The 225-nt window shown below is 72.9% G+C and carries 1 protein-coding gene; it reads left to right on the top strand.

The genetic code is table 11. From position 1 onward, the window contains the following. Window positions 1–225: hypothetical protein (locus tag QWJ41_RS21580; protein WP_302710553.1), on the top strand; the 225-nt coding region annotated here is incomplete at both ends.

Here is a 225-nt window from a genome sequence, read left to right as displayed (position 1 = left end):
CGATCTACTCGGCCGACGAGCGCCAGCGCTACCTCGAGACCGGCTCCTACGAGCCCGTCGAGGAGACCGGCGGCGCCGCCGAGCTGGTGGACACCCCCTCCGTGGGTCGAGCAGCGAGCGACGCGAGCGTCGTCGAGACCGAGCCCGTCGAGGTCCACGACACCGACGGCAGCAACCAGCGTGAGGTCCCGGCCCAGCGCGACACCTCGGGTGCGCACACCTCGG

Origin of the sequence: Nocardioides cremeus (assembly GCF_030518195.1) — a bacterium.
Taxonomy (GTDB): domain Bacteria; phylum Actinomycetota; class Actinomycetes; order Propionibacteriales; family Nocardioidaceae; genus Nocardioides; species Nocardioides cremeus.
This window is presented reverse-complemented; position numbering and strand designations above follow the sequence as displayed.